General features: G+C 64.2%; 21 protein-coding genes. 8 read left to right on the forward strand and 13 right to left on the reverse strand.

Translation table 11 applies throughout. The annotated features are described in order from the left end of the window. Nucleotides 1–33: 33 nt before the first annotated feature. The 3 genes from ACNQP3_RS11675 to ACNQP3_RS11685 are packed head-to-tail and all read left to right on the forward strand — an operon-like array spanning nt 34 to nt 2947. Nucleotides 34–1383: an MFS transporter gene (locus ACNQP3_RS11675; RefSeq protein WP_060494245.1), complete on the forward strand. Its 1350-nt coding sequence runs from the start codon at nt 34–36 to the stop codon at nt 1381–1383. After that, entirely contained in the window at nt 1380–2120 is a 741-nt protein-coding gene (locus tag ACNQP3_RS11680) for an SDR family NAD(P)-dependent oxidoreductase (protein ID WP_060514209.1), read from the forward strand. The genes ACNQP3_RS11675 and ACNQP3_RS11680 overlap by 4 nt, the downstream gene beginning before the upstream one ends. Then, nucleotides 2117–2947 (forward strand): sugar phosphate isomerase/epimerase family protein, encoded by an 831-nt coding sequence (locus ACNQP3_RS11685; RefSeq protein WP_264317055.1) that lies wholly within the window; start codon nt 2117–2119, stop codon nt 2945–2947. Before ACNQP3_RS11680 ends, ACNQP3_RS11685 begins: the two co-directional genes overlap by 4 nt. On the opposite strand, the gene ACNQP3_RS11690 is transcribed toward ACNQP3_RS11685, so the two are convergent. Genes ACNQP3_RS11690 through ACNQP3_RS11700 form a run of 3 tightly spaced genes read right to left on the reverse strand, consistent with a single transcriptional unit; the run spans nt 2938 to nt 4978 of the window. Then, nucleotides 2938–3354 (reverse strand): RidA family protein, encoded by a 417-nt coding sequence (locus ACNQP3_RS11690; protein WP_012271993.1) that lies wholly within the window; start codon nt 3352–3354, stop codon nt 2938–2940. The two genes, ACNQP3_RS11685 and ACNQP3_RS11690, sit on opposite strands and share 10 nt — an antisense overlap. After that, the gene (locus ACNQP3_RS11695) at nt 3354–4673 is read right to left on the reverse strand and encodes a flavin-containing monooxygenase (protein ID WP_012271994.1); all 1320 of its coding nucleotides are present in this window, start codon (nt 4671–4673) and stop codon (nt 3354–3356) included. Before ACNQP3_RS11695 ends, ACNQP3_RS11690 begins: the two co-directional genes overlap by 1 nt. 14 nt (nt 4674–4687) lie before the next feature. Further along, nucleotides 4688–4978: a hypothetical protein gene (locus tag ACNQP3_RS11700; protein ID WP_264317056.1), complete on the reverse strand. Its 291-nt coding sequence runs from the start codon at nt 4976–4978 to the stop codon at nt 4688–4690. Between ACNQP3_RS11700 and ACNQP3_RS11705 the strand changes: the two genes are divergently transcribed. Together ACNQP3_RS11705 and argE are read left to right on the forward strand one after the other, a co-directional pair. Beyond that, nucleotides 4977–5654, forward strand: coding sequence for a DUF1028 domain-containing protein (locus tag ACNQP3_RS11705; protein WP_012271995.1), 678 nt, complete (start codon nt 4977–4979; stop codon nt 5652–5654). The genes ACNQP3_RS11700 and ACNQP3_RS11705 overlap by 2 nt on opposite strands. Beyond that, on the forward strand, nt 5647–6807 hold the full coding sequence (argE, locus tag ACNQP3_RS11710; protein ID WP_012271996.1) for an acetylornithine deacetylase: 1161 nt from the start codon (nt 5647–5649) through the stop codon (nt 6805–6807). Before ACNQP3_RS11705 ends, argE begins: the two co-directional genes overlap by 8 nt. Before the next feature lie 58 nt (nt 6808–6865). Here the strand turns inward: argE and ACNQP3_RS11715 are convergent, their stop codons facing one another. The 3 genes from ACNQP3_RS11715 to ACNQP3_RS11725 all read right to left on the reverse strand — a co-directional run bounded on the left by ACNQP3_RS11715 (nt 6866) and on the right by ACNQP3_RS11725 (nt 11243). Next, nucleotides 6866–8134, reverse strand: coding sequence for a carbohydrate porin (locus ACNQP3_RS11715; protein ID WP_012271997.1), 1269 nt, complete (start codon nt 8132–8134; stop codon nt 6866–6868). A gap of 108 nt (nt 8135–8242) precedes the next feature. After that, nucleotides 8243–10660 carry a glucose/quinate/shikimate family membrane-bound PQQ-dependent dehydrogenase gene (locus tag ACNQP3_RS11720; protein WP_264317057.1) on the reverse strand — a complete coding sequence of 806 codons (2418 nt, stop codon included), beginning with the start codon at nt 10658–10660 and terminating at the stop codon, nt 8243–8245. A gap of 232 nt (nt 10661–10892) precedes the next feature. Next, complete coding sequence (locus tag ACNQP3_RS11725) at nt 10893–11243, reverse strand: cupin (protein WP_264317058.1); 351 nt, start codon at nt 11241–11243, stop codon at nt 10893–10895. 116 nt (nt 11244–11359) lie between these two features. On the opposite strand from ACNQP3_RS11725, the gene ACNQP3_RS11730 reads away from it, so the two are divergent. Continuing rightward, on the forward strand, nt 11360–12265 hold the full coding sequence (locus ACNQP3_RS11730; RefSeq protein WP_012272000.1) for a LysR family transcriptional regulator: 906 nt from the start codon (nt 11360–11362) through the stop codon (nt 12263–12265). Nucleotides 12266–12367: 102 nt separating this feature from the next. Further along, nucleotides 12368–13567, forward strand: coding sequence for an MFS transporter (locus ACNQP3_RS11735; RefSeq protein WP_060514205.1), 1200 nt, complete (start codon nt 12368–12370; stop codon nt 13565–13567). A gap of 12 nt (nt 13568–13579) precedes the next feature. Here ACNQP3_RS11735 and ACNQP3_RS11740 read toward each other — a convergent pair whose 3' ends face one another. After that, complete coding sequence (locus ACNQP3_RS11740; RefSeq protein WP_012272002.1) at nt 13580–14191, reverse strand: LysE family translocator; 612 nt, start codon at nt 14189–14191, stop codon at nt 13580–13582. 102 nt (nt 14192–14293) lie between these two features. Here ACNQP3_RS11740 and ACNQP3_RS11745 point away from each other — a divergent pair, with 102 nt between their 5' ends. Continuing rightward, nucleotides 14294–15292, forward strand: a complete 999-nt coding sequence (locus ACNQP3_RS11745; RefSeq protein WP_060514204.1) for a GlxA family transcriptional regulator — start codon at nt 14294–14296, stop codon at nt 15290–15292. Here the strand turns inward: ACNQP3_RS11745 and ACNQP3_RS11750 are convergent. From ACNQP3_RS11750 to ACNQP3_RS11775, 6 genes are all read right to left on the reverse strand, one after another. Next, nucleotides 15259–16110 (reverse strand): CAP domain-containing protein, encoded by an 852-nt coding sequence (locus ACNQP3_RS11750; protein WP_012272004.1) that lies wholly within the window; start codon nt 16108–16110, stop codon nt 15259–15261. The two genes, ACNQP3_RS11745 and ACNQP3_RS11750, sit on opposite strands and share 34 nt — an antisense overlap. 206 nt (nt 16111–16316) lie before the next feature. Next, the gene (locus ACNQP3_RS11755; RefSeq protein ID WP_012272005.1) at nt 16317–16928 is read right to left on the reverse strand and encodes a cell wall hydrolase; all 612 of its coding nucleotides are present in this window, start codon (nt 16926–16928) and stop codon (nt 16317–16319) included. 34 nt (nt 16929–16962) lie between these two features. After that, nucleotides 16963–17880, reverse strand: a complete 918-nt coding sequence (locus tag ACNQP3_RS11760; RefSeq protein ID WP_264317059.1) for an AEC family transporter — start codon at nt 17878–17880, stop codon at nt 16963–16965. A 106-nt stretch (nt 17881–17986) separates the two neighbouring features. Beyond that, entirely contained in the window at nt 17987–18850 is an 864-nt protein-coding gene (locus ACNQP3_RS11765) for a LysR family transcriptional regulator (protein WP_012272007.1), read from the reverse strand. A 70-nt stretch (nt 18851–18920) separates the two neighbouring features. Continuing rightward, complete coding sequence (locus ACNQP3_RS11770) at nt 18921–19769, reverse strand: ABC transporter permease (RefSeq protein ID WP_012272008.1); 849 nt, start codon at nt 19767–19769, stop codon at nt 18921–18923. Beyond that, nucleotides 19766–20782 carry an ABC transporter substrate-binding protein gene (locus ACNQP3_RS11775; RefSeq protein ID WP_012272009.1) on the reverse strand — a complete coding sequence of 339 codons (1017 nt, stop codon included), beginning with the start codon at nt 20780–20782 and terminating at the stop codon, nt 19766–19768. Before ACNQP3_RS11775 ends, ACNQP3_RS11770 begins: the two co-directional genes overlap by 4 nt. Nucleotides 20783–20849: the final 67 nt, after the last annotated feature.

The raw sequence follows: 20849 nt of genomic DNA on the forward strand, positions 1-20849 counted from the left end.
GATTGCCATTCCAATAACAAGAGAGCAACCGTCATGACCACTGAACAGAACGCCAGCCTCGGGGTGTTCGACACCCCTGCGCGCGTCCAGCAACGCACCCGCACCCGTTTCATGATCCTGGCGCTGATTTCCGGCGGTACCATGATCAACTACCTCGATCGCAGCGTGATGGGTATTGCCGCGCCGAGTATCAGTGCTGACTTGGGCCTGAACGCAGCGATGATGGGGGTGATCTTTTCCGCCTTTTCCTGGACCTACGCCGCTGCGCAGATTCCGGGCGGCATCCTCATCGACCGGCTGGGCACCAAGCTCACTTACTGGCTGGCACTGACCTTGTGGTCGCTGTTCACCGGGCTGCAAGGGCTGGCGCAGGGCTTCCTGTCGTTGCTGGGCATGCGCTTTCTGGTGGGGATGACTGAAGCACCATGCTTTCCCACCAACAGCCGGGTGGTGGCCACCTGGTTCCCGCAGAGCGAGCGGGCCAGGGCGACCGGTATCTACACCTTTGCCGAATACACCGGGCTGGCGTTTCTGACCCCGCTGCTGTTCTGGGTGCTGCACGCTTACGGCTGGCGTTTCCTGCTGCTGGCGGTCGGCCTGATGGGCATCCTCTATGGCCTGGTGTGGTGGCGCAAATACCACGAGCCACACCAGTCGACCACGGCCAACCAGGCCGAGCTGGACTACATCGCCGCTGGCGGTGGGGTGATAGATGGTGGGCAGAAAGCCACGTCGTTCCGCTGGTCGCAGATTCCGGCGTTGCTCAAGCACCGCAACATGCTGGGCATCTGCCTGGGCCAGTTCGCCTGCAATTCGACCAACGTGTTCTTCCTCACCTGGTTCCCCACCTACCTGGTGACCGAGCGGCACATGCCCTGGCTCAAGGTCGGCTGGGTAGCGGTGCTGCCATTCATTGCCGCCTCGCTGGGCACGCTGGTCGGCGGTTGGCTGTCTGACGCGTTGCTGCGCCGCGGCTACTCGCTGAACGTGGCGCGCAAGCTGCCGGTAATCGCCGGGTTGCTTACCGCGTCGGTGATCGTGCTGGCCAACTACGTCGAGTCCGACGCGCTGGTGATTGCCATCCTGTGCATCGCCTACTTTGCCCAGGGCATGTCGGCGCTGGCCTGGATGATCGTGTCCGATATCGCCCCCAAAGGCCTGCTGGGCCTCAGCGGCGGCTTGTTCAACCTGTTCGCCAACGCAGCAGGCATCGTCACGCCGTTGACCATCGGCATCATCGTCTCGCTGACAGGCTCGTTCGTCTGGGCCTTGGCATTCGTGTCGTCGATCACCGTACTCGGTGCGCTGTGCTACCTGTTCATGGTCAGCGACCTGCGTCGCTTGCCGGAGATTCCTTCAGTCGAAAATGGAGCAAAACAATGAGCCAGTACCTGCAAGGCCAGACCGCAATCGTCACCGGAGGGATGCGTGGCATCGGCCTGGCGATTGCCCAGCGCCTGCATGCCGCCGGCGCCCAGGTTGTGATCTGGGACCTCGCCGTGGAGGGTTGGAGCAACGCGGAAAACGGCTTTGAGCCCGTGCTGCGCCAGGCGGTGGATGTATCGTCGCTGGCCTCGGTAGAGACAGCCTTCGCCGAGACGCTGAAGCGTATAGGGCAGGTGCAGATTCTGGTCAACAACGCTGGCATCAATGGCCCTGTGGTTTCGTCGTGGGAGTACCCGCCAGAGGCCTGGGACAAGGTCATCGCCATTGACCTGAACGGCGTGTTCTATTGCTGCCGTACCGCCATCCCGCATATGCGTGACAACGGCTACGGGCGCATCGTCAATATCGCCTCCATGGCCGGCAAGGATGGCGTGCAGTACATCTCGGCCTATTCGGCAGCCAAGGCTGGGGTCATCGCCTTTACCAAGGCAGCGGCCAAGGAGCTGGCGCAGGACGGCGTGCTGCTCAACTGCGTGGCACCGGCCATGGTCGAGACCCCGCTGATGGCCGAGATGACGGCCGAGCACATTGCCGCGAGCAAGGCCAAGATCCCCATGGGGCGGTTCCTCAAGGCCGAGGAGATCGCCAATATGGTCAGCTGGATTGCCGGGCCGGAGTGCAGCTTTACCACCGGCTTCGTCTTCGACCTCAGCGGCGGGAGGGCGACCTATTGAATGGCCTGGGCGTGGCGCACCTCACCGCCCTGGAACTGGCGCCGGCCAGGCTGGTACGTGAGGCGCGGCGCGCGGGCTTTAGCGCGGTTGGGCTGCGCCTGCACCCGGTGATGCCGGGTGCACAGGCGTACCCGGTTGCGCCGGGTAGCCAGGCGCTGCGCGAACTGCGGGCGGTGATGGCGGGTGAAGGTGTGCGTGTTACCGATATCGAGTTTGTTGCATTGACGGCACAGGCACAGGTTGCCGATTACCAACCGCTGTTGGCCGCAGGTGCCGAGCTGGGGGCGCTGAGCCTGACGGTGTCCGGGGACGACGACGATGTAGCGCGGCTGACCGGCAATTTCGCGGCGCTGTGTGAACTGGCGCGTGGTCATGGCCTGCGTGTGGACCTGGAGTTCATGCGCTGGCGGCCAGTGGCAACCCTGCAACAGGCATGCACGGTTGTGACAGGGGCGGGGCAGGACAACGGCGGCGTACTGGTCGATGCCTTGCACCTGTTCCGCTCCGGTGGCCAGGTGGCCGACCTCGCCGGGGTCGATCCGCGTCTGCTGCGTGCGGTGCAGCTGTGTGATGCGCCGTTGCTGGCGCCCGTAGAGGAGCTGATCATCGCGGAAGCGCGTGAGGGCCGTATGCTGCCGGGGCAAGGGCAACTGCCGCTGGCCGCGTTGGTGGCGGCGTTACCGACGCAGCTGTGCGTCAGTGTAGAGGTGCCATCCGCTGGCGTGCCCGCAGAACAGCGGTTACAAGCGGCGGCACGAGTAACCCAGGCGTGGTTGCAGGGCAGGCGGCGGTTCCCGTCCACCCTGCAGGCCGCCGGTCATTCCTGATCGGGCACCACGGCGATCACGTCGATCTCCATCAGCCACTCGGCCTGGGCCAACCCGGCGACCACCAAGCCGGTGGAGATCGGGAATACGCCCTTCAGCCACTTGCCCACTTCCTTGTACACCGGCTCGCGGAAGCGCGGGTCGGTGATGTAAGTGGTGGTCTTGACGATGTGCGACAGGTCCGAGCCAGCTTCTTCAAGCAGTTGCTTGACGTTCTTCATTGCTTGTTCGGTTTGCGCCTGCGGGTTACCCAGGCCCACCAGTTTGCCTTCGAAGTCGGTACCTACCTGGCCTCGCACATAAATGGTGTTGCCGGCCCGCACGGCCTGGCACAGGTCGTTGTCCAGGGTCTGGTTGGGGTAGGTTTCCTTGGTGTTGAACATGCGGATGCGAGTATGGGTAGGCATCAGTGGGCTCCGAGGGTGCTGACGTTGCTGATCATGTTGGTTTGCTGCTCATCCGCTTCGCGCTGTTCGCGGTCGCGGTAGGCCAGGTAGGTGCGTTGCGTGGCGATGTGGCCAGCGACGTGCTTGGCGTCGTGCCACACGCCCCAGATGAACGACGAGCCACGGCGGGACAACCACGGCAGGCCAAGGAAGTACACGCCGGGTTCGCGGGCCACGCCGCGTTGGTGCTGGGGCTTGCCGTTGGCATCGAAGGTGTCCACCTGCAGCCAGCTGAAGTCCACGCCGTAACCGGTAGCCCAGATGATGCTGCTGACGCCGGCCTTGGCCAGGTCCAATTGCTGCAGCGGGTTGCTCATGCAGGCCGGGTCGGCCAGGCGTGTGCGGGCTTCGGGTTCTTCCGGCAGGTCCAGGCCGTTGCATTCGATGTAGGCATCGGCGGCATCCAGCAGGGCCAGGTAGTTTTCATCGCCGCGGTTGATGTTCTCGACCAGGTTGTCCTGGAAGTGCGCCACGCCGTTCTCGAACGACTGGGTCAGGCCGACCAGGGTCATACCCTGGTGGGCGAGGGCGCGGAAGTCCACGGTGTGGCCGCCACGGGCGCCGCTGACGGCGATCGTCACGTGCTCGCGTCCGGGCTTGGCGATTTCTGCGTCCCACTCACCCAGCACGCCCAGCCACCAGCAGAAGTCGCGGTTGCGGTAGGCACGCGGCGGGCGGTCGTGGGCGCCGACCGACAGGTACACCTGGCGCCCGGCGCGCATCAGCTCTTCGGCAATCTGCACGCCGGAGGAACCGGCACCAACCACCAATACCGCGCCCTCGGGCAGTTGCTCTGGGTTGAAGTAGGCGGCGGAGTGGATCTGATGCAGGTTGCTGTCTTTAGGCGCAATGGCCGGGATCACCGGCTTCTGGAACGGGCCGGTGGCGGCGACCACTCGGTTGGCGCGAATCACGCCTTCATTGGTTTCGATGGTGAAGCCGGGGCGGTCGCTGTTACGAACTACGCGCTTTACTTCAATGCCGGTGCGTACCGGCAGGTTGTACTTGCGTACGTACTGCTCGAAGTAGTCGGCCACCTGGTCCTTGCCTGCGAAGGCGTCGGCGTCGAGGTTGAATTCCAGCCCCGGGAAGCGGTCGTGCCAGACCGGGCCGTTGGCGACCAGCGAGTCCCAGCGGCCAGTGCGCCATGCCTCGGCGATACGGTTGCGCTCCAGCACCAGGTGCGGCACGCCAAGCTTGCTCAGGTGTTCGCTCATGGCCACGCCGGCCTGGCCGGCGCCGACGACGAGGGTGTCGATTTCGAGGTTGTTCAGTGTCATGTCCGAGCCCTTGTTCAGGCGGTTGTTGTCAGGTCGGTTTGGAGGACCGCCGTTGTCTGGAGCCAGACTAGGGATGCGGCACGAATGGCGAAAATAGTATTTAGCTGGTGCTTGCCGATAAAACGGCGAAGGCCTTGAATTGCATGGCCTGTAGCAAACTTTAAGGGGGTTTTCGTGTGGTGTTTGGCGCACTTTTGCGGGCTTAGTTTTTTCCTGCTCAAAGCACAGGAAAATGTTTGTTTCGTGGGGTAGAAGGTTGCGCCCAGAATGCCCTGCATCGCACAGGACAACAGGAGCTTCACCATGACCTTCTCCATCATTGGCCGCTGCCAGGAAACCGGCCAGGTCGGCATCGCCATCAGCTCGTCGAGCATCGCCGTAGGCGCCCGTTGCCCGTGGGTGCGCGCCGGTGTAGGCGCGGTCTCTACCCAGAACATCACCCTGCCGGCACTGGGCCCGCAGATTCTCGATGCCATGGAGCAAGGCCAGTTGCCACCCGCCGCGGCCCTGGACCGGGTGCTGAGTGCCAACGGCTGGAGTGAGTATCGCCAGGTCACGGTGATCGACAGCCAGGGGCAAGTGGCGCTGTTCACGGGGCGCGAAGCGCTGGGTACACACAATGCGGTGGCCGGCGAACACTGCGCAGCGGCGGGCAACCTGCTGTCTTCTACCCAGGTAATAGAGGCCATGGTGCTGGCTTTCGAGCAGGCGGGTGGGCACCTGGCCGACCGCCTGCTGGCGGCCATGCACGCGGCGATGGCCGCCGGTGGCGAAGCCGGGCCGGTGCACTCGGCGGCGTTGAAGATTGCTGGCGAACTGACCTGGCCACTGGTGGACCTGCGCGTCGACTGGGCCGATGCAGACCCGATCGGTGTGCTCGATGGCTTGTGGCAAGCCTATCGGCCACAGATGCAGGACTATGTCACCCGCGCCCTCAACCCGACCGCCGCGCCAAGCTACGGGGTGCCAGGCGATGAGTGAATTTGCCAGCCGCGCGCTGCTGGCCCGGCTGATCGGCTTTGCCACGGTCAGCCGGGACTCCAACCTTCAGCTGATCGGCTTTATCCGTGATTACCTGGCGGAACTGGGGGTGGAAAGCGAACTGTTCCATAACCCGGAGGGCACCAAGGCCAACCTGTTCGCCACCATCGGCCCCAAGGACGTAGGCGGCGTGGTGCTGTCGGGGCACACAGATGTAGTGCCGGTGGATGGCCAGGCCTGGAGCGTCGAGCCGTTCGCCCTGAGCGAACGCGACGGGCGCCTGTATGGTCGCGGCACGGCTGACATGAAAGGTTTCATCGCGTCGGTGCTGGCAGCCGTGCCCGCGTTCCTCGCCCAGCCGTTGCGCATGCCCGTGCACCTGGCGTTCTCCTACGACGAGGAAGTCGGTTGCCTGGGCGTACGCTCGATGCTGGAAGCCCTCGAACAGCGCCCGCACAAACCCCGACTGTGCCTGATTGGCGAACCCACCGAGCTCAAGCCGGTGCTGGGGCACAAGGGCAAGCTGGCAATGCGCTGCCAGGTGCATGGCGCGGCCTGCCACTCGGCGTATGCGCCGTCTGGGGTGAATGCCATCGAGTACGCGGCGAAACTGATCGGCAAGTTGGGTGACATCGGTGATGCACTGGCCTTGCCGCAGCATCATGACGAGCGCTTCGACCCGCCGTTTTCCACGGTGCAGACCGGGGTAATCAAAGGGGGCAGGGCGCTGAACATCGTGCCCGCCGAATGTGAATTCGATTTTGAAGTGCGCGCGCTGCCAGGGTTCGAGGCGCAGGCGGTGGCCGATCAGTTGCAGACTTATGCAGAGGCCGAGTTGCTGCCGCGTATGCGCAAGGTCAATGCCGCCAGCGCCATTCGCCTGGAGCCGCTGAGCGCCTATCCGGGGCTGGCCACACCGCAGGACAGTGAGGCTGCGCGGCTGGTGGCATTGCTCAGTGGCTCGAATGAGTTCGGCACGGTGGCGTTCGGTACCGAAGGCGGCTTGTTCGACCAGGCCGGCATCCCGACCGTGGTGTGCGGGCCTGGCAGCATGGACCAGGGGCACAAGCCGGATGAGTTTGTCAGTGTGGAGCAGTTGCAGGGCTGTGATGCCATGCTGCTCAGGCTGGTCGATTACCTCAAGCAGGATTGATAGCTGTGGCGTCTTCGCGGGTACACCCGCGAATGGGCCACAGCGAGGCCCTGGCGAATCAGAAGGTAGCCTTGACCTGCAGGCCCACCACCAGCGCGTTGTCGATGTCCTTCCCCGAGAACGCCCCTGGCTCGATGATGTATTGCACATCTGGGCGCAGGTTCAGCCACGGTGTGGCCTGGTAGCCATAACTCAGTTCGATCAACTGCTCGGCACTGTCGATATCGGGGAACTGCTGGCCAGCGTTGAAGGCGGCATCTTCAAGCACATCGCGGCTACGCGGATTAGGTACGGCACGGCCGTAACCCAGTGCCACGGTATCTTTCGGGCGGCCTTCGAACGGTTTGTACAGCACCACACCGGCACCATACCACTTGGTGAACGGCGAGGCGGCCTTGCTCGACGCCGAGTACTGGCCGAAGGCGTGCAGGCTACGGCCTGGCGAGCCCTGGTCGTTCCATACCGCCTGGTCGACCAGCAGGTAGTGGCCTGAGCGGCCGGATACTTCGTCGTCGCTGCCGATGCGTTTCACATCGGAGCTGTCGTAGTAGTAACCGAGCTTGTACTCGCCCGGCAGTTCACCCTGCAGCTTGTACACCAGCTCCACCGGTACCACGGTGCCGGTGGTGTGCTTGGGCCCCAGGTGCCAGGCGCGGCTGGAGTTGCCGTTGCTCTCGGGGTCTACGTTGAACGCCGCCACGCGCAGCTGCCAGGAAGGCGACAGGTCGTACTTCACCCGCACGCCGAGGTGAGCATTGGGGTAGTTGGTCCAGCCGCTGCCACCGGACATGTTCAGCGGGTGGCCGCAGAAGCCGGCGTTCATGAAGTTGCACAGGATGCCGCTGTCCAGGCCGCCGAGGTCGTTGCCCATGGCCATGTAGCCAAGCTTAACGTTGAGCGCCGGAGTGAACAGGGTACGCTCGTAGCTCAGCTCGGTCAGGCGGGTGTACAGGCCACCGAAGTTTTCCTGGATCGGCAGGCGGTTGCCTACCAGGTCTTCCGACGCGCTGTTACCGCGGCGGTCGTTGACGGTCAGCTGGACTTTGCCGCCGTTGTCCAGGCCGTACAGCTTCGACAGGTCGAACTGCACGCCCAGCTTGACGTTCTGCGAATAGCGCGCCGATCGGTGCAAACCACCGTGGGCGTTGTAGGCGGTTTCGCCGCTGTAGTCACCGGTGACTTTGACGCCGTCTTCTTCGAGTTGATGACGCAGGCCGCCCCAGTCGCCGGTCAGGGTGCTGCGGGTCAGCAGGTCGCCGTCGGCCAGGGCTGTGGTGCTGGCCAGGGCCAGCAGCAGGGTGGGGGTGATGCGAATTGCGGATGGCATTGCTGAATCTCGGGTTGTCTTTGGGGCCATTCGCGGGCAAACCCGTGCCTACATGGCCGCTGTGGGCCTTGTGGGAACGGGCGTGCTCGCGAAGAAGGCGACGCGGTCTTACGGCAGCGCGTAAGAAATCACGTAGTCGCCACGGTCAGTCGACTGGCGGGCGCCGCCAGCAGTGATCACCACGTACTGCTTGCCGGTCTTCGGCGAAACGTAGGTCATCGGGCCGCCCTGGCTGCCCACTGGCAGGCGAGCTTTCCAGATTTCGTTACCGTTGCTGCTGTCATAGGCGCGCAGGTAGAAGTCCTGGGTGCCGGCAATGAACACCAGGCCGCCTTGGGTCGACAGGGTGCCGCCCAGGGTTGGCAGGCCGATCTTGATCGGCAGGTGCATGCGGATGCCGAGCGGGCCAGTGTCTTCAACGGTGCCCACGGGTACCTGCCAGGCCACCTGGCGGGTTTTCATGTCGATGGCGGTCAGGGTGCCGAACGGCGGCGCCTGGCATGGAATGCCCGCTACCGACAGGAAGCGGTTCTTGTTCACGGCATACGGCGTGCCCTTGAGTGGTACCGCGCCCATGCCGGTGTTCAGTGCCTCACCGCCAGAGGCCGCGCCACCTTTGTTCTGCGACGGGATCATCTGGATCCACAGGCCCAGACGCATGTCGTTGACGAAGATGAAACCATGCACCGGGTCGGTGGAAATGCTGCCCCAGTTCATGCCACCCAGCGAACCTGGGAAGCTCAGCGACAGGTCGGTGCCCGGCGCGGTGTACAGGCCGTCGTAGCGCATTTTCTTGAAGTCGATGCGGCACAGCAGCTGGTCATACGGGGTGGCACCCCACATGTCCGACTCGGTCAGGGTCTGTGCGCCGATCTGCGGCATGCCTACCGATTTGGGCTGGGTTGGGGAGTATGGCTCGTTCGGGATGTTGCTTGGCTTGACGGGTACTTCGTCGACCTGGGTCAACGGCTTACCGGTGGCGCGGTCGAGCACGTAGATCTGCCCGGCCTTGGTGCCGATCACTACCGCAGGTACCGACTGGCCGTCATCCTTGGTGAAGTCGATCAGGCTTGGCTGCATCGGCAGGTCGAAGTCCCAGAGGTCGTTGTGCACGGTCTGGTATACCCACTTCTGGTTGCCGGTAGTGGCGTCCAGGGCCAGCACCGAAGCGCCGTAGGTGTGGTCCAGCTTGTTGCGCTCAACACCGTAGATGTCGGTGGACGACGAGCCCATCGGCAGGAACACGGTGTTCATCGCCGGGTCGTAGGACATCGGTGCCCAGCTGTTCGGCGTGCTGCGCACATAGGTGCTGTCGCCTTGCGGTGCCTGGCGATCTTCCGGGTTGCCCGGGTCGAAGGCCCAGCGCATTTCACCGGTGATCACGTCGAAGCCACGGATCACGCCACCTGGCATGTCGGTCTGGACGTTGTCGGCAACGCGGCCGCCAACCACCACGGTGGTACCGGCCATCAGCGGTGCCGAGGAGAGCTGGTAGTAGGAGTCCGGGACATTGCCCAGGCCGGCCATCAGGTTGACCTGGCCATTGTTGCCAAAGCCCTGGCAGAACTCGCCGGTGTCGGCGTCGACGGCAATCAGGCGGCCATCGATGGTGTTGGTCAGCAGGCGACGCTGGCAGTTGGCACCCGCCGCTACGCTACCGCCGGTAATCGGCGAGCTGTTCGGCTGGGTCGGCTGAGCGATGGCGGCAGTGGCGTCGAAGTAGGCCATGCCACGGCAACGCTGCCAGACCTTGGACTGGGCGTTGATTGCGTTTTTCCACAGTTCTTTGCCGGTGTCGGCATCGAGGGCGATCAGGTTGTTGTGCGGGGTGCAGATGAACACCTTGTTGCCGATCTGCAGCGGTGTCAGCTGGTCTTCGGCACCGTTGCCGTCACTGATGGCGACGTCACCGGTGTGGTAGGTCCAGGCCACTTTCAGCTTGTTGACGTTGTCCCGGTTGATCTGGTCCAGCGCGGCGAAGCGGCTGCCACCTTCGGTGTTGCCGTAGTGGGCCCAGTCTTTCTGTTCCTTGCCGGCTTCGACCGGGGTCATGCCTGGGCCTTTGCCGGTGGGGGCGACGCTTGGGTGGGCAACGAACATGTTGCCGGCAGCGATCACCAACACCACCGCCATTACCCCGGCGATACCGTAGGCACCGCGACCGGCGCTGGCGCCATTGGTACGCACCAGCAGCGGGTAGACCAGTGCCACCACCATGCCGATTGCGCCGAACATGAACAGGCGCGAGAACAACGGCCAGAACACCAGGCCGACATCGCTCAGTGCCCAGATCACGGTGCCGATCAGGAACGCGGCATACAGCCAGGCGCCAGCCAGCTTGCGGCGAGCAATGAGTACACCGGCGATGGCCATGGCCAGGCCGCCGATCAGGAAGTACCAGGAGCCGCCCAGGCCGGCGAGCTTGACGCCGCCGGCAGCCAGGAGGAGGCCGAGCAGGGCGATGATTACGCCCAGGCCGATCAGAATGATGTTTGGGGCGCCAGAGGCGCGCGGTGTTTCTTTCATGCCAGGGATCTCAGCAGGTGGAATGCGCGCAGTCTAAGCCCTTAGCTTGCTAATTAACAAGTTGGTACATAATTTTCTGAGGCTGATTGTCGCAGGGCTGAACGTGTGAAGGTGTCGCTAAAAGTCTAGATCAGGTGCTGAAAAAAGCATTAAACGGGGAGTTTCTGCCGTTTTTGCAACCGGCATTCATACTTTCGTCGAGTGTGTTGCGCGCCCACGTTCAGCCTCAGCTTCAGGCTGGCCACGGGGAACTACTGCCATAGAACACCGCCAACCAGATGGTGGCCGTGCCGGGTGCGGTCCATTCCACGCGGTGGCGGTAGTGCGGCGGAATATCCAGGCAATCGCCCGGCGCCAACAGGCGGGTGTGGTGCTCGTGCTCGAAGCGCAGCCCCGCAGCTCCACTGAGCAGCACGATCCACTCGCCTTCGGCCTGGACGTACCAGAAACCGGGCGGGCTGGCCTGGCCGCTGGAGACGATACGCTCCACGCGCACCCCTGGGCGGCTGAGCAGTTCGTCGACATGTTCGGCACTGGCGGGGTCGCAGGGCGGCAGGGCGGCCAGCAGGTTGTTCGGTATCATGGAAAGCCTCGCTGTGAAGGTGTGATGCCACTATGGACGCAAATGCCATGCAGCGCGCTTCTTGACCCGCCCGGCCGTTTGTAAGAACTTTCCGAGTTTTGGAAGGTGGCCAGCAAATGGACAAACTCCTGGCAATGAAGATGTTCGTGGCCACCGTCGATGCCCAGGGCTTTTCTGCGGCCGCGCGCAGGCTAGGGCTGGCGACATCGTCGGTGACGCGCCTGGTCGATGCCCTGGAAACGGCGCTGGGCGCCACCTTGCTCAACCGTTCCACGCGTCAGGTGAGCTTGACTGAGGCCGGTGCCCGTTACTACGAGCGCGCACGGGGTATTTTCGAGGCGCTGGACGAGGCTGATGCCAGTGTTGCCGATCGCGGCGAAGAGCCAGTCGGCGTATTGCGACTGTGCTTGCCAGTGGAGTTCGGCAGGCGGGTCATCGCCCCGCACCTGGGGCCGTTCCTGGCAAGGCACCCGGCACTGGAGCTGGACATCGACCTCAGCGACCGCCTGGATGACCTTCTGGACGGGCGCTACGATCTGTCGGTTCGCCTGGGCGACCCATCGCCCAATGACGAGCTGGTGTGCCGCCAGCTCGGTCGCTTCCAGCGTTGGTTGGTGGCCAGCCCGGCTTACCTGGCGGGGCGTGAGCCGCTGCAGCACCCCCGGCAATTGCTGGAGCACGCCTGCCTGCGCTTTCGCTACGGGCAGAAAGCGCGGCCCTGGCGCCTGGCCTGCGGCCAGGAGAGCCTGGAGCTGGACGTAAGCGGGCCGCTGCGCAGCGCCAACGCCGACATGCTGCGTGAAACGGCATTGGCAGGCAGTGGCATCGCTCTGCTGGCCGACTGGCTGGTACGCGCAGATGTGCTGGCCGGGCGCCTGCAGCGGGTATTCCCCGACTGGCAGGCCAGCCCTGGCACGGCCAACAACAGCATCAATGCCCTGTACCTGCCCAACCACCGGGGTTCGCGGCGGGTGAACGCGTTCATCGACTTTTGCGAAAATTTACTGAAAAACGACGGGTAGTGTTGCGCAGAGCGCAAAGCCGCGTTGCGCCAAGACCGGATTCTCGGCGAAAGCGCGCATGGGTAAGGTAGCCAGCATATACCCCTAGTCGAGGAACCTCGCATGAATCCCTCCCTTGCGGCAGCGCAACCGGCAGCTGCCAGCCTGAGCCGGGCCCTGGTCGTGCTACTGGCATTCTGCTGCGGCGCGATCGTCGCCAACATCTACTATGCCCAGCCCATCGTCGGGCTGATTGCCCCAGACTTGGGGCTATCCACCGAGCATGCCAGCCTGATCGTTTCCCTTACCCAACTGGGTTATGCCCTGGGCCTGTTGTTGCTGGTGCCGCTTGCCGACCTGCTGGAAAACCGCCGCCTGATGGTGGCTACCGCTGTCCTGGCCTGTTTCAGTCTGCTGCTGGCGGGCACCAGCAGCAGTGGTCAGGGGCAGTTGTTCCTGGGTTACGCACTGCTGATCGGTTTCAGTTCTGTGTCGGTGCAGATGCTTATCCCGCTGGCGGCGCACCTGGCGCCGGAACAGCAGCGTGGCCGGGTGGTGGGGAATATCATGGGCGGCCTGCTGCTGGGTATCCTGCTGGCGCGCCCGGTTTCGAGCCTGGTGGCTGACCACTTTGGCTGGCGCGCGGTGTTCATTGGCGCCGCCGGAGTCATGCTGGCGATCATCCTGTTGCTGGCGCTGACCCTGCCGCAGCGTCGTCCCGAGCACAAGGCCAGCTATGCCGGGCTCATGCTGTCGCTGCTCACTCTGCTGCGCCGTTATCCACTGCTGCGCCAGCGTTCGTTGTACCAGGCGTTGATGTTCGCAGCGTTCAGCCTGTTCTGGACGGCCGTGCCGATGGCCCTGGCCAGTGAACACGGCCTGTCGCAGAGCCAGATCGCCGTGTTCGCCCTGGTCGGTGCAGTGGGCGCCATCGCTGCACCCATGGCCGGGCGCCTGGCGGATGCCGGGCATGCCCGCGCCGGCTCGCTGTTGGCGCTGATGCTGGCGCCGGTGGCCTTGCTGCTGGGGCTAACAAGCCCGGGTTACAGCGTGATCGGCCTGGGCCTTACCGGCGTGCTGCTGGACTTTGCGGTGCAGATGAACATGGTCATTGGCCAGCGCGAAGTGTACGCACTGGACCCGGCCAGCCGCGGGCGGCTGAACGCGGTGTACATGACCAGCATCTTCCTTGGCGGGGCGCTGGGGTCGGCGGTGGCCAGCGCGTTGTTCAGCCAGTTTGGCTGGCAGGGGGTGGCGCTGGTGGGGGCAGGCTTGCCGGGTGTTGCGTTGCTGGTCTTCCTGCTGAAGGCCCGGCGCGCCTGAACAGGGAGCGTGCTATCGGCCAAGCGGCAGCGCCACGCCAATCAAGGCGAACAGGCTGCCGCAGCAGCGATTGAAACCCTTGCCGCCCTTGGCCAGCCAAGGGCGAATGCGAAATGCCAGGCGCGCCAGCAGGTACTCGACCAGGAACTCGACGCTGGCGAAGGTCGCCGCCATTACCACGAACTGCAGCACCAGCCCACGCTGTGGGTCGATGAATTGTGGCAGGAAGGCACCATAGAACAGCAGCACCTTGGGGTTGGCCATGGCCGACAGCAGGCCTTGGCGGAACAACCCGGCATTGCCGAGCCGCGCGCTGCGCTCGGTCAGCTCCAATTGCAGGCCGGGGCTGCGCCACAGCTGGATACCCAGCCAGATCAGATAGGCGCCACCCACCCACTTCAAAACGCCCAATACCGAAGCCGAGGTTTGTAGCAGCGCGCTGAGGCCGAACATGGCCAGGGCGATCAAGGCGCTGAAGCCAAACACCCCGCCCACGATGGTGAACAACGTTCGCCGCGCGCCATACAGGGCGCCATGTGTCAGCGCCAACAGGCTGTTGGGCCCTGGGGTCAGCGACAGGCCGATGCTGGCCAGCAGGTAGATGAGCCATGTGTCGAGGGCCATGTTGGAAATGCCTGGTGATGTGGGGATGCCAGTCTAGGGCCTGATGATCCGGCTGATAGAGTATGATCTAGACATTTAATGGTCGTTTATGGACTCGCTGACATGCAGCCCGACATCCGCCTGCTGATCCTGCCGTTACCGGATTTTGCCCTGCTGCCGTTTGGCGCCTTTCTCGACAAATTGCGCTTCAGCGCCGACGACGAGGACTACAGCCAGCAGCGCTATTGCAGCTGGACCGTGGCCGGGCTCAGCCTTGACCCGGTGCAATCAAGCAGTGGTGCGGTGCTGCAGGTCGAGGCGATTGCCAGCCAGCTCGACCTGAGCAGTTTCGACTACCTGGTGGTGTTCGGCGGTCGCAATGCCATGGCCACTGCCGCGCTGGCGCCACGCTATCAGGCGCTGCTGCACCAGGCCGGCAAGGCCGGTGTGAAGCTGGTAGGGGTCGATAATGGCGCCTTCCTGCTGGCCGCCTGCGGACTGCTGCAGGGGCATGAGGTGGTGGTGCACTGGCGTCACGAAGCCGAGTTTCGTGCTGCCTTCCCGCAGCTGCGATTGCTGCGTGAGCAGTTGTACTGCATCGATGGCAATCGCATCACGTGTGCCGGCGGCACCGCCGCCATCGACCTGGCTGTTGCGCTGCTCTCACACGCTTGCGGGCGTACCCGCGCGCTCAAGGGGCTGGCCGATATGCTGGTGGACGAAACCCGCGACAGCCGTCATGCCTTGCGTTCGCTGGAGCTGGGCGCCGGGCAGGGGCGGCAGGTGCAGCGGGCACAGGCGCTGATGCGCCATCACCTGGGCTCGCCGTTGGCAGTGGAGCAACTGGCCAAGGAACTGGGCATCAGCCGGCGCCAGCTGGACCGCCAGTTTCAGGCCAGCCACGGCATGAGCGCCAAGGCCTGGTGGCTGGAAATGCGTTTGCAGCAGGCGCGCTGGCGTTTGCTCAACTCCAGTCATAGCCTGGCGCAGATTGCCGATGAAGTGGGCCTGGGCGATGCCAGCTACCTGGGCAAGTGCGTGCGCCGTCGGTTTGGCTGTACGGCCTTGGCCTTGCGAGCAGGCAGCGCTTACTGCGGTGTGCCGAACAAGCCTGTCCAGTAGATCCCGGCATCGCTCTTCGGGTCTACCGCATAGGCAGCCCCCAGTTCACGGAAGTCTGGGTTCATCAGCGTGGCGCAGTGCCCTGGGCTATCCAGCCAGCCGTCGACCACTTTGTGCGCAGTATCACGCCCGGCGGCAATGTTCTCGCCGATTTGCTGATACAAGTACCCGGCCAGTTCCGCCCGGTCACCGGGTGTGCGGCCATCCTTGTCGATGTGGTCGAAGAAGTTCTGGTTGGCCATGGACCGCGTGTGGTTGGCAGCCACCCCGGCCAGTACTGTGCTCCAGCTCAGTGGCGGGGCGGCGGCAAAGGGTTGGCCACCGCATTGGCGTGGCACCTTGCGCGCAGCGTTGATCTCCTGCAGCACTTTCTGCCCCTCGGCTTGCCAGTCACCCAGGCGGCCGCTGAGCAACGGCCGGGCCAGCACGATGCGCCAGTCGCGGCCCTCCTGGCTGACGCCGATATCGACGAATTGCGGGTCGAGCACTACCTGGCAGAAGCTTTCCTCGATGGCATGCATGGCGGCGCGCGCATCGCGCGGGCCCGACAGGCTGATGGCCTGGACGTTGACCATGGGGTAGGCCGCGCGGGTCATGGCCTGTTGCAAGTCGCGGGTGCCTTCTGGCGACAGCGCAAGGCGAGTGTCGCTATTGAGCGGCGGCAGCTCCAGCGACGCCTCGCCACCGCAGGGCTGGGCCTTGCTGCGGTACACATTGATCGAATCGATCAGTTGCGCCTCTTCGCCGGTGACAGCCAGTACCCCGGTCGAAACGACCAGGCCCAGCGACAAGGCGGCAACGGATGACAGGACGCGCATGTGGATCTCCCTATGACTGGCAGCGTCGTGGTATGCGCTGCTCATCCTACACAAGCCGGGGGCTTTTGGCCCTAGCTCGTGCAAAGCAATGAAAGCGCCGGCAATCGTTGCTGGCGGCAAAAGAGGGAGTAGACCACTGGCCTGCGGAAAAGTGCGATGAATTGCTAATCATTCTTATCGAGCCCGCACGGTCCGCCGCGTTCGCATCAACGCGCCAACGCCTGGTTCGGCTTGTAGAACAGGAAGTGGGTAGTCTGCGCTGTCTTGCGATACGCCTTGGCCCAATCGGGGTGCACGGTGCGGTCGTGGAAGTACAGCGCGCCGCCGGTGGGGTCCTTCAACTGCTGGTTCAGTGCCTTGCGTGCGATTTCTTTGGCGACATCGTAGCGCTGGGCTTCCTCGACCTGATCCGAGCGCCCGTCGCACCACCAGGAAAACTGGCAGGCCTTGCTTTCCACGCCCTGCTTGACCACCCCGCAGATGGTGTCCGGGAAGCCATCGTGGCCCAGGCGGTTGAGCACCACGCTGGCCACGGCGGTCATGTCCTCGGCATCGGCGCCTTTGGCTTCCCAGTAGATGGTGCGGGCCAGGCAGGTAATGCTGTCATCCAACGGCGCCTTGCCAACCGGGTCGACCGCCTGCGCTTCGCCTGGGGTCAGTTTTTCAGCTTTTTTGGGGGGAGGGGCATCTTCCACCACCTTTTCTTCAAGCACTTCGGCCTTGTCCTCGGCGACGGCGGCCTTGGCCGGGTCGGCCGCATTCAAGGGGCCAGCGAGCAGTGCCGAGGTGAGGCCGAGCAGCATCCAGTAACGGCGCATGGGCAAGCTTCCGAAGGGTGGAGTGAGTCTCAGTCTAGCCAAGCGTAAGCATTAACACCAAAGGCAGGGTGGCGGCGGCCGCTACGGTCTGCAGGGCGATGATGGTGGCCATCAAGGGCGCATTGCCGCCCATTTGCCGGGCCATCACATAGGATGACGAAGCGGTGGGCAGCGCTTGGAACAGCACCGCCACCACCGCCGCCTGACCACTCAGGCCGAGCACTCTGCACAGGCCCCAGGTGGTCAGTGGCATGACCAGGAACTTGAACGCCGACGCCGCCATCAGCGGGCGCACCTGCTGGCCCAGGCGAGCGCCGCCCAGTGCCGCGCCGACGCACAGCAAGCCCAGCGGCAGGGCGGCCTGGCCCAAGGCCTTGACCGTGGGCTCGATCCCGGTCGGCAAGCCCAAACCGGTGGCCCTCAGCAGCAGCCCACCCGCACAGCCGACGATCAGCGGGTTGGCGAAGATTGCCCGTAGCACCGTGAGCGGTGAACTGTGGCGGGCGCTGAAGCGGGCGAACACCAGCACGCAGAGCAGGTTGACCAGGGGGACGATGGCGGCATTGGCTACCGCCGCCAGGGCAATCCCTGCACTGCCGTAGATGCCAGCTGCCAGGGTGGCACCAATGTAGTTGTTGAAACGAATACCACCCTGGAACACCGAGGTGAAATCGGCGCCATCGTGGCTTACCGCCCCTTGATACAGCATCAGTAATACGGCACCGGCCAGGGTCGAAAGCATCAGTGCGCCGACCATGTCCAGCACCGGTACGCCATCAAGGTTGGCAGTGGCCAGGCCGTGCAGAAACAGCGACGGCAGCAGTACGTAGTAGCTCAGGCGCTCGGCGCCGGGCCAGAAGCTTTCGCCAAGAAAGCCGCGTAGGCGCAGGAAGGTGCCCAAGGCAATCAGCAGGATGATCGGGAGCAGGGTGGTCAGCAGCAAGTGGAGCATGATCGACGTTCCGTGGTCGGGTACGCGAACAGACTACGGGTGAGGAACGGTCTGTAAAAACGTTGTTTTCTGCACTGACTATTGAGAAAAAATGCATTGTTGCAGCTTACGACTCCAAGGCTGTCTTCAGCACAGCACTCAAATGCCGTCGCTGGCTTTTCTCATGCTCCAGCAACACCACACGTCGCGTCAGCTGCGGCTCGCCAAACGGCAGGCAAGTGGCGGGCGGCAAGCGCTGCAGGTCGTCATCGGCCATGGGTACGATCGCCACGCCCAGGCCCATCACCGCCATGCGCGCCAAAGCTTCCTGGCTGTCCAGTTCCATCTGCTCGCTCACCTGCAAATGCTGGCGACGCAACTCCTGCTCGATCTGTCGCCCGGCCCAGGCGCGCTTGTCGAAGCGCAGGAATGGCTGGCTGGCCAGCAACTGCGGCACGCTGTACCCGGCCAGTTCAGGGCTGGCGATGACCCAGAAGCGGTCTTCGAACAATGCAGTGAAGTCCAGGCTTTGCGGGTAAGGGCTGACGGGTTCGGTGGTAATCGCCGCGTCGAGTTCACCGTCCTCCACGCGTCGCGCCAGCTCCGCCGACATGCCCGAGGCCACGCTGATGTGCAACTGCGGGTGGTTGGCCTTGATCCACACCAGCGCCCTGGGCAGGCGCCGCGCCAACACCGTATGGATCGCCCCCAGGCGCAGGCGGCCGCGCAGGCTCGGGCCGCAGGCCAAGGCGTCGGCCAGTTCGTCGTAGGCAGCCAGAATGCTCTCGGCGCGAGCCACCGCCAATTGGCCTGCTTCAGTCAGGGCCACCTGCCTGCGGCTGCGGTCGAACAGGGGAACCTGCAACTCGTCTTCAAGGGTTTTGATGTGCAGGCTCACCGCTGAAGGGGTGAGGCTGAGCAGGTCGGCGGCGCGGGCGAAGGTGCCGTGGCGGGCGATGGTCACCAGGGTGCGCAGGGCTTTGAGAGACATGCGGGCGGGTCCAGGGTTGAACGGTCAGTGCTGCATTGTCAGGCCCGGCCGTTTCGCAGCACAAGGCTGCTCAGCGCCTATTACGCCCATACGCCTGGCTGATCCTGTCGATCACCATGGCCAGGGCAACAATTGCCAGCCCGGCCTGCACGCCCTGACCAACATTCAAGGTCTGGATCCCCGCCAGCACATCCTCACCCAGCCCACGGGCGCCGATCATCGACGCCACTACCACCATCGACAAGGCCATCATCACCGACTGGTTGAGCCCGGCCATGATGCTTGGCAGCGCCAAGGGCAGGGCGATGCGCCGCAACCGCTGCCAGCGGCTGGCGCCCAGGCCGTGGGCCGCCTGCAACAACGAAGGGTCGATTTGGCTCAAGCCCAGTTCGGTCAACCGCACCAGCGGTGGCAGGGCGTATATCAGCGTGGCGAATACGGCGGGCACCTTGCCCAGGCCAAACAGCATCAGCACCGGGATCAGGTAAACGAACGCCGGCAGCGTCTGCATCACATCCAGTACCGGCAGAAGCAACCGCCTGGCCAGCGGTCGGGCGGCCAGCAGGATGCCCAATGGCACGCCCACCAGCACGCACAGGCCGGTACTGACCAGCACCAGCGCCAGGGTTTGCAGCAGCTTGTCCCACAGCCCGAGCATGCCGATAAATGCCAGCAGCGCGACCAGTATTGTGCTGCGCACAACGCTGCGGGTGGCGTGCCAGGCCAGCAGGCCGACCAGCAGCAACAACAGCCACCAGGGCAGCAGGCGCAACAGGTTCTCCAGGCCGACCAGCAGTTGCAGCAAGTGGTCTGAGACGCTGCGCAGGTGGTCGCCGTAGTTCATCACCAGCCAGTCGACCAGGCGGTTGACGCTGTCGGCAAAGGAAAACTGCAGAGTCTGCGGGAAGCCGTCACTCACAGGCTGGCCTCGACCTTGGCGGCGATGTCCGCAGGCAGCCAGGTTTTCCACACATCAGGGTTATCGCGCAGGAAGGTCAGGGCTGCGTCGCGCGGTGGTGTTCGTTTTTCGCTCATTGCGGCCAAGGCCTGGTTCAGGCGATCGATGGGCAGGTCCACCCGTTCGAACACGCTGACCAGGTCCGGGTAGCTATCACGAAAGACCTTGGACACGCCAATCGACAACTTCGCCGGCAGCGACCGGCTGCCCTTCGGGTTGGGGTTGCCGGCATCGGTGAGGGTGGCCCAGGCCTGGGCATTGAACGGTGGCTCTTGCAGGCGTACAAGCTTGTAGCGCCCCATCAGCGGGGTCGGGTTCCAGTAGTAGAACAGCACCGGTTGGCCACGACGGATAGCCGAGCCGATCTCGGCGTCCATCGCCGCGCCGGAGCCACTGCGGAAGTTGGTATAGAGGTCATTCAAACCGTAGGCCTTGAGCTTCTGGCTGTTGACCGTTTCAGACGTCCAGCCGCTGGGGCTGTTCAGGAAACGGCCCTTGTCGGGCGACTCGGGGTCGCGGAAAACCTGCGGGTAACGCTTGAGGTCCTCGACACTGCGCAACTGGGGTGCCAAGGGTTTCAGTTTGCGTGCGGCATCGCCTTCGATCACATAGGCCGGCACCCACCAACCTTCCTCTGCATTTTTCACCGTATCGCCCAGCGCGAACACCTGGCCGGCCTGTTCGGCCTTGACCCAGGCAGGGCTGCGCCCGGCCCACTCCTCGGCGATCACTTGCAGGTCATTGCGCGCCAAGGCCACCTCCATGCTGACGGTGCTACCGGGCAGGGTGTCGGTGGTGTAGCCGTAGCCGCGCTCCACGATCAGCCGCAGGATTTCGGTGGTGAGGGCACCGCTTTCCCAGCCGATGGCGCCAAAGTGGATGGGCTCGCTGCGTTCTGCCGAGGCGGCGCTGTCGGTGGCGGCCAGGCTGACAGCGAGCAGCAGGCTGGCCAGCAGCATTGGAAGTCTGTTCATCGGGGCCTTCGATTGCCATTGAGTGGATGCGGGCAAGTGTAGACGAGGCCCCTGGCGCATCGCCGGC

This window comes from Pseudomonas sp. LFS074, assembly GCF_047978165.1.
In the GTDB taxonomy this organism is placed as follows: Bacteria; Pseudomonadota; Gammaproteobacteria; order Pseudomonadales; family Pseudomonadaceae; genus Aquipseudomonas; species Aquipseudomonas putida_P.

Excerpts from the sequence above, each read along its gene's own strand:
- ACNQP3_RS11675 (WP_060494245.1), top strand. The coding sequence starts at position 34 with ATGACCACTGAACAGAACGCCAGCCTCGGGGTGTTCGACACCCCTGCG.
- ACNQP3_RS11680 (WP_060514209.1), top strand. The coding sequence starts at position 1,380 with ATGAGCCAGTACCTGCAAGGCCAGACCGCAATCGTCACCGGAGGGATG.
- ACNQP3_RS11690 (WP_012271993.1), bottom strand. The coding sequence starts at position 3,354 with ATGCCTACCCATACTCGCATCCGCATGTTCAACACCAAGGAAACCTAC.
- ACNQP3_RS11695 (WP_012271994.1), bottom strand. The coding sequence starts at position 4,673 with ATGACACTGAACAACCTCGAAATCGACACCCTCGTCGTCGGCGCCGGC.
- ACNQP3_RS11705 (WP_012271995.1), top strand. The coding sequence starts at position 4,977 with ATGACCTTCTCCATCATTGGCCGCTGCCAGGAAACCGGCCAGGTCGGC.
- ACNQP3_RS11700 (WP_264317056.1), bottom strand. The coding sequence starts at position 4,978 with ATGGTGAAGCTCCTGTTGTCCTGTGCGATGCAGGGCATTCTGGGCGCA.
- argE (WP_012271996.1), top strand. The coding sequence starts at position 5,647 with ATGAGTGAATTTGCCAGCCGCGCGCTGCTGGCCCGGCTGATCGGCTTT.
- ACNQP3_RS11715 (WP_012271997.1), bottom strand. The coding sequence starts at position 8,134 with ATGCCATCCGCAATTCGCATCACCCCCACCCTGCTGCTGGCCCTGGCC.
- ACNQP3_RS11720 (WP_264317057.1), bottom strand. The coding sequence starts at position 10,660 with ATGAAAGAAACACCGCGCGCCTCTGGCGCCCCAAACATCATTCTGATC.
- ACNQP3_RS11725 (WP_264317058.1), bottom strand. The coding sequence starts at position 11,243 with ATGATACCGAACAACCTGCTGGCCGCCCTGCCGCCCTGCGACCCCGCC.
- ACNQP3_RS11730 (WP_012272000.1), top strand. The coding sequence starts at position 11,360 with ATGGACAAACTCCTGGCAATGAAGATGTTCGTGGCCACCGTCGATGCC.
- ACNQP3_RS11735 (WP_060514205.1), top strand. The coding sequence starts at position 12,368 with ATGAATCCCTCCCTTGCGGCAGCGCAACCGGCAGCTGCCAGCCTGAGC.
- ACNQP3_RS11740 (WP_012272002.1), bottom strand. The coding sequence starts at position 14,191 with ATGGCCCTCGACACATGGCTCATCTACCTGCTGGCCAGCATCGGCCTG.
- ACNQP3_RS11745 (WP_060514204.1), top strand. The coding sequence starts at position 14,294 with ATGCAGCCCGACATCCGCCTGCTGATCCTGCCGTTACCGGATTTTGCC.
- ACNQP3_RS11750 (WP_012272004.1), bottom strand. The coding sequence starts at position 16,110 with ATGCGCGTCCTGTCATCCGTTGCCGCCTTGTCGCTGGGCCTGGTCGTT.
- ACNQP3_RS11755 (WP_012272005.1), bottom strand. The coding sequence starts at position 16,928 with ATGCGCCGTTACTGGATGCTGCTCGGCCTCACCTCGGCACTGCTCGCT.
- ACNQP3_RS11760 (WP_264317059.1), bottom strand. The coding sequence starts at position 17,880 with ATGCTCCACTTGCTGCTGACCACCCTGCTCCCGATCATCCTGCTGATT.
- ACNQP3_RS11765 (WP_012272007.1), bottom strand. The coding sequence starts at position 18,850 with ATGTCTCTCAAAGCCCTGCGCACCCTGGTGACCATCGCCCGCCACGGC.
- ACNQP3_RS11775 (WP_012272009.1), bottom strand. The coding sequence starts at position 20,782 with ATGAACAGACTTCCAATGCTGCTGGCCAGCCTGCTGCTCGCTGTCAGC.